Annotated in this window: 6 protein-coding genes; all 6 read left to right on the plus strand. The window is 49.3% G+C overall.

What is annotated here, in order from left to right; translation table 11 throughout:
- Positions 1 to 88: 88 nt before the first annotated feature.
- The 6 genes from K2I50_RS08930 (at position 89) to trpA (ending at position 5,399) form a co-directional block, all read left to right on the plus strand.
- Positions 89 to 1,486: an anthranilate synthase component I family protein gene (locus K2I50_RS08930; RefSeq protein ID WP_301025974.1), complete on the plus strand. Its 1,398-nt coding sequence runs from the start codon at positions 89 to 91 to the stop codon at positions 1,484 to 1,486.
- 23 nt (positions 1,487 to 1,509) lie between these two features.
- Entirely contained in the window at positions 1,510 to 2,094 is a 585-nt protein-coding gene (locus K2I50_RS08935; protein ID WP_301025975.1) for an anthranilate synthase component II, read from the plus strand.
- A 69-nt stretch (positions 2,095 to 2,163) separates the two neighbouring features.
- The gene (trpD, locus tag K2I50_RS08940; RefSeq protein WP_301025976.1) at positions 2,164 to 3,162 is read left to right on the plus strand and encodes an anthranilate phosphoribosyltransferase; all 999 of its coding nucleotides are present in this window, start codon (positions 2,164 to 2,166) and stop codon (positions 3,160 to 3,162) included.
- Entirely contained in the window at positions 3,159 to 3,953 is a 795-nt protein-coding gene (locus K2I50_RS08945) for an indole-3-glycerol phosphate synthase TrpC (protein WP_301025977.1), read from the plus strand. Before trpD ends, K2I50_RS08945 begins: the two co-directional genes overlap by 4 nt.
- 59 nt (positions 3,954 to 4,012) lie before the next feature.
- A complete protein-coding gene (locus K2I50_RS08950; protein WP_301025978.1) occupies positions 4,013 to 4,654 on the plus strand; it encodes a phosphoribosylanthranilate isomerase in 642 nt (213 codons plus the stop codon).
- Positions 4,620 to 5,399, plus strand: a complete 780-nt coding sequence (gene trpA, locus K2I50_RS08955) for a tryptophan synthase subunit alpha (protein WP_301025979.1) — start codon at positions 4,620 to 4,622, stop codon at positions 5,397 to 5,399. The genes K2I50_RS08950 and trpA overlap by 35 nt, the downstream gene beginning before the upstream one ends.
- Positions 5,400 to 5,699 lie beyond the last annotated feature (300 nt).

The following is a 5,699-nucleotide window of genomic DNA, read 5'->3' on the forward strand; positions in this document are numbered from 1 at the left end:
TCCCTCATCACAAGCGAAAATCTGCTCGACGATTGACCGCCCTGACGGTAACATTTATTATTAAACAAGCTCTAAAAATAAGGAAATTATGAATCTATATATCAACTCCCGCACCATATCTGCCGATTTGCAGACTCCTGTGGCTGTATATCTCCGGCTACGCGATCTTTATCCCGAATCGGCTCTCCTTGAAAGTTCCGACTATCATACCACTCAGAATGCAATGAGTTATGTAGGCATTGAGCCTATTGCCTCGTTTCGTGTCGATGCAGGAGGCGCTGTCTCCATGAAATTCCCCGATGGCACGGTTAGCTCTCTTAGGGGGGTATCGGGACGCACTGTGGTCGATTCGTTGCGTACATTTGTGACTGCGATTAATATAAAAGGAGGCACATCTCCCGGACTGCTTGGCTTTACTGCCTACGATGCAGTCAGGTATTTCGAGAAAGTGAATATATCGCCGAGAGAGGAGATATTTGGCGCGGTGCCCGACATGTACTATATACTTTTCCGCTACATAATATGCTTCAATCACTATAAAAATCATATCACAATAGTTGAGCATCTCGACTCTACGGATACCCCATCGGGCATCGACAATATTGTGGCAATGCTGCATGACAACAATGTGCCTCAGTTTCCGTTCCATGCTGTTGACGAGCCTCATGCCTCCGTATCCGATGACGATTATTGCCGTATGGTAGAGCAAGGGATAGCCCATGCCCGGCGTGGCGATGTGTTTCAGGTGGTATTGTCGCGCAGATTCGAGCAGCATTACATCGGGGATGACTTCAATGTGTACCGCGCACTACGTTGTGTCAATCCATCGCCTTATCTGTTTTACTTCGACTTTGGCGACTTTCGTATATTTGGTTCATCGCCAGAGACTCATCTCCGGGTACAGGAGGGTACGGCATATATCGATCCAATTGCCGGTACATTCCGTCGTACGGGTGATGATGTCCGCGACCGCGAGCTTGCCGATGCCCTGCTTGAGGATGAAAAGGAGAACGCCGAACACATAATGCTCGTCGACCTTGCCCGAAATGACCTGAGCCGTGGAGGCGGACGTGTCGAAATCGACTTTCTGCGTCAGATACGCTACTATTCCCATGTGATACACATGGTTTCGCGTGTCAAGGCTACGCTTCCCGACAAGACTGATGTGCTGTCGCTGTTTGCCGACACATTTCCTGCCGGCACCCTGAGCGGAGCGCCAAAGGTGCGGGCGATGGAGATTATCAATACTCTGGAGCCGCACTCAAGGGTGGTTTATGGAGGATGTATAGGGCAGATTGGATTTGACGGCTCACTCAACCAGGCCATTGTGATACGCAGTTTTCTGAGTATGAACGGTACTCTCTACTCACAGGCAGGAGCGGGGATTGTGGCACGTTCGATACCGCACAATGAGCTTCATGAGACGGAAAACAAACTTGGAGCACTTGCTGCGGCTGTGAAATATGCCGAATCGTTCAATATATGATTTCACCATTAAATCGCTTGGGTATGAGACTTTTGATGTTAGATAACTATGATTCGTTCACATACAATATAGTCCATGTAGTCCGTTCGCTCGGATATGACGCCGAGGTAAGACGCAATGATGAGATTTCCCTCGCGGAGATTGATGCATTCGACAAGATAATAATATCACCCGGTCCGGGAATACCGTCGGAAGCCGGTATACTCCCGAGGCTGCTTGAATGCTATGCCAACAGAAAACCAATCTTAGGTGTGTGCCTCGGACATCAGGCTATTGCCGCACATTTTGGTGCTCGGTTATATAATATGCCGGAAGTATTTCATGGGGTTAGTTCAATGATTCGAGTCGTGGCTTCCGATTATATATTCGATGGGCTGCCGCTTGAGTTTCTTGCAGGGCGTTACCATTCGTGGGCTGTCGATGGTGAATCGATTCCCGAGCATCTTGAAGTGACGGCATATAGCTTGGATGGTACGGTTATGGGATTGCGGCATCGCACTCTTGATGTGCATGGCGTACAGTTTCATCCTGAATCGATAATGACTCCGTTGGGCGTGGGGATTATTGAAAATTTCCTCCGTAAGGTCCCCGTCGGCGGTATGAAATGATTTTTGGGATGGTCAGCACCGTATATGACATATTTCCCGGATTGTATATCACACTGAATTGAAGAAGAAATGAAAAATATATTAGGCAAACTTATGGAGCATGCGTCGCTGAGTCGCGACGAGGCGCGCCGAGTGCTGCTGGATATAGCCGATGGCAAGTGCAACGACTGCCAGCTTGCAGCGTTCATGACAGTATATCTGATGCGCAGCATTACCCTTGAAGAGCTTATCGGTTTTCGCGATGCTATCCTTGAGCGTCGTCTGCCTGTCGAGTTCGACAGGACAGATGCTATTGATATAGTCGGCACCGGTGGCGACGGGAAAAACACATTCAACATATCTACCGCCACATGCTTTGTCGTGGCTGGTACCGGACGACGTGTCATCAAGCATGGCAACTATGGGGCAAGCTCGGTCAGCGGCGCATCGAGTGTGCTTGAGCATCATGGAGTGCGGTTTACAACCGACGAGTCTGTTTTGCGCAGGTCGCTTGACGAGTCGGGGGTATGCTATCTCCATGCCCCGTTGTTCAGTCCGGCTTTGAAGAGTGTGGCAGTAGCACGCCGGCAGCTCGGAATACGCACATTTTTCAATATGCTCGGTCCGTTGGTCAATCCGATGCAGCCACGCCATCAGCTTTTGGGTGTATACTCGCTCAAGATGATGAGGATGTACCATTATATTTCGCAGTATGAGGGGATTGAGTGCACTGTGGTACATTCGCTTGACGGGTACGATGAGATTTCGCTTACTTCACCTTTCAAGGTCGCATCTTCCGTGGGGGAGCGTGTGTACAGTGCCTCCGATTTGGGATTTGCTGTTGTCGAGCCCGGCGAACTGTATGGCGGCGACACGGTTGCGGATGCTGCGGCTGTCTTTGATAGAGTGCTTGCCGGCTACGGATCACGCGCTCAGACCGAATGTGTGCTTGCTAACGCCGCTTTTGCCATACATACGCTTGAACCGAATGTCGAGCTTGCCGATGCTGTTGAGCAGGCCCGCGAGTCGATACTCTCCGGTCGTGCCGGAGAATGTTTCCGCAAATTTTTAGATATCAATAAAGCATGAATATCCTCGAACGAATAGTAGAATCGAAGCGACACGAGGTAGAGGCGTTGCGCGTTGCCGGATATTATCAGGCCATTGCATCTGTAGCTCCCGATGTTTCAGTGCCATCTATGGCTGAGGCGATAAGACATAATCGCACCGGTATAATAGCGGAGTTCAAACGACGTAGCCCCTCGCGCGGACTCATCAACGCTACTGCCGATGTCGAGCGCACTGTTGAAGGATATGCATCTGAAGGAGCCGCCGCATGCAGTGTGCTTACCGACACTCCGTTTTTCGGAGGTGCGCCGTCCGATCTGGCGAGAGCAAGTCGGATAGCAGAGCGTTGCCGATTGCCTCTTCTACGCAAGGAATTCATAGTAAGCCGCAGTCAGATATTGGAGGCACGTATGCTCGGAGCGTCGGCTGTGCTGCTTATAGCATCGGTGCTGACCGACTGTGAGCTTGCCGAATTTACAGAATATGCCCACTCGGTCGGACTTGAGACGCTCGTAGAGATACATGCCTCGGGCGAACTTGACAAAGTTGCCGGAATCGACACCGATATGATTGGAGTAAATTCGAGGAATCTTGCCGATATGTCGACCGATATATCACATGCCATGTGTATGGGCGATGAGGTGGCACGTCGTTGTCCCGGTGCTTTGATTGTTGCCGAGAGCGGTATCGGCAGTCTTGTCGATATCAGGAATCTGCGACGATACGGCTATTCCGGATTTCTTGTCGGCGAAAGATTTATGCGCGAATCCGATCCGGTGGGCGCCTTACATGAATTTTTAAAAGGTATTTGAGAATGATATGCAACAACAGACAGCCGCTCCACGCCGAAATGATGATAAAGGTATGTGGAATGAAAGAAGCGGATAACATACGTAATGTAGCGGCACTTACCCCGATGATGATGGGATTCATATTCTATCCCGAATCACCGCGTTATGTCGGAGACCTTGATGCCGATGTCGTACGTTCTCTACCCGGACATGTTCGCCCGGTAGGGGTGTTTGTCAACTCCGAGGAGCATGAAGTCGTCGGCATATGCTGGCGCTACGGCATAAAAATTGCACAGTTGCATGGCAATGAGTCGCCGGCTATGTGTAGTTCGCTCCGTCGACAAGGGTTCACTGTATTTAAGGCGGTAGGTATTGCAACAGCTGCCGACTTCTCCGTACTTGCGGAGTATGAGGGATGTGTCGACATGTTTTTGTTTGACACCAAGAGCCCGCTGCATGGGGGCACCGGTTGTAAGTTTGACCACTCCTTGCTTGATAAGTATGTGCTTGATGTGCCATATCTCCTCAGTGGTGGGATAGGCCCTGATGATGTCGACTCTGTAGTGTCGGCCATGCGTCCTGGGATGGCCGGCATAGATATTAATTCACGTTTTGAAATCGCACCCGGAGTAAAAAATCTCCGTGCGCTCATACAATTTATTCTTTCACTACGCTCATTCAACGAATATGAATCGGATAACACGCCTTTTTGGGAAAAATAAGAGAGAACTACTCTCTGTGTTCACAACCGCCGGATATCCACGGCTTGAATCGACAGGTGAGACACTTGTTGCGCTAAGCGACGCCGGGGTCGACATGGTAGAGGTCGGTGTGCCTTTTTCCGACCCTATGGCCGACGGCCCGGTCATTCAGGAAAGCTCGGCCGTAGCATTGAGGGAAGGCATGACACTATCCACACTTCTGCGTCAGGTAAAGGATGTAAGGCCTCGGTTGCGCGACGAAATGCCTTTGGTACTAATGGGATATCTCAACCCGATGATATGCTATGGCATAGAGCGTCTATTCCGCGACTGCAAGGAGGCCGGTATTGACGCCATAATAGTCCCCGACTTGCCATTTGATGAGTATATAGATGTGTTTCAGAAACTTTGCCTCAGGTACGATTTGCCTATGATAATGCTCATAACTCCTGAGACAGAACCCGAGCGTATACGACTTATCGACCGTGAGTGTGACGGATTTATCTATATGGTGTCGAGTGCGTCGACTACCGGTCTCCGCGATGGTTTCGACAGCATGCAGGAGCGGTATTTCCGAGAGATTTCTGAAATGAATCTTGTCCATCCGCGCATGATTGGATTTGGAATTAGCAATCCTGATTCATTTCGCATGGCATGTGACTATGCCTCGGGTGCAATCGTTGGCTCTCTCTTCATAAAATGTCTTGCTTCAGAGCCGTCGCCTCGAGCAGCCGTAGAGAGACTGCTCGCCACTCTCGGACGTTGATTCTGCCGTTGCCGTCTCTCCTTTTGAATCATTTTATAAACTGGTTAAGAGATTCTTTTAGAGAATGTTTGGATTTATCTTTATGTTAAGATTTAGAGAGGATTTCTGAGAATGTTTTGAGATTGAATGAAGGAATTATGGGGTTCTATAATAACTGAATGAAAGCTCGAAACAGTACGGAAAGACCTCTAAAGATTTCATAAAGATAAATTCAAACATTCTCTTAGAGCTTGTTTAATAATAAATGTTACCGTCAGGGCGGTTAATCGTCGAGCAGATTTTCGCTTGTGATGAGGGAGT

Source organism: Muribaculum sp., assembly GCF_029051885.1.
In the GTDB taxonomy this organism is placed as follows: domain Bacteria; phylum Bacteroidota; class Bacteroidia; order Bacteroidales; family Muribaculaceae; genus Muribaculum.

Excerpts from the sequence above, each read along its gene's own strand:
- K2I50_RS08930 (WP_301025974.1), top strand. The coding sequence starts at position 89 with ATGAATCTATATATCAACTCCCGCACCATATCTGCCGATTTGCAGACT.
- K2I50_RS08935 (WP_301025975.1), top strand. The coding sequence starts at position 1,510 with ATGAGACTTTTGATGTTAGATAACTATGATTCGTTCACATACAATATA.
- trpD (WP_301025976.1), top strand. The coding sequence starts at position 2,164 with ATGAAAAATATATTAGGCAAACTTATGGAGCATGCGTCGCTGAGTCGC.
- K2I50_RS08945 (WP_301025977.1), top strand. The coding sequence starts at position 3,159 with ATGAATATCCTCGAACGAATAGTAGAATCGAAGCGACACGAGGTAGAG.
- K2I50_RS08950 (WP_301025978.1), top strand. The coding sequence starts at position 4,013 with ATGAAAGAAGCGGATAACATACGTAATGTAGCGGCACTTACCCCGATG.
- trpA (WP_301025979.1), top strand. The coding sequence starts at position 4,620 with ATGAATCGGATAACACGCCTTTTTGGGAAAAATAAGAGAGAACTACTC.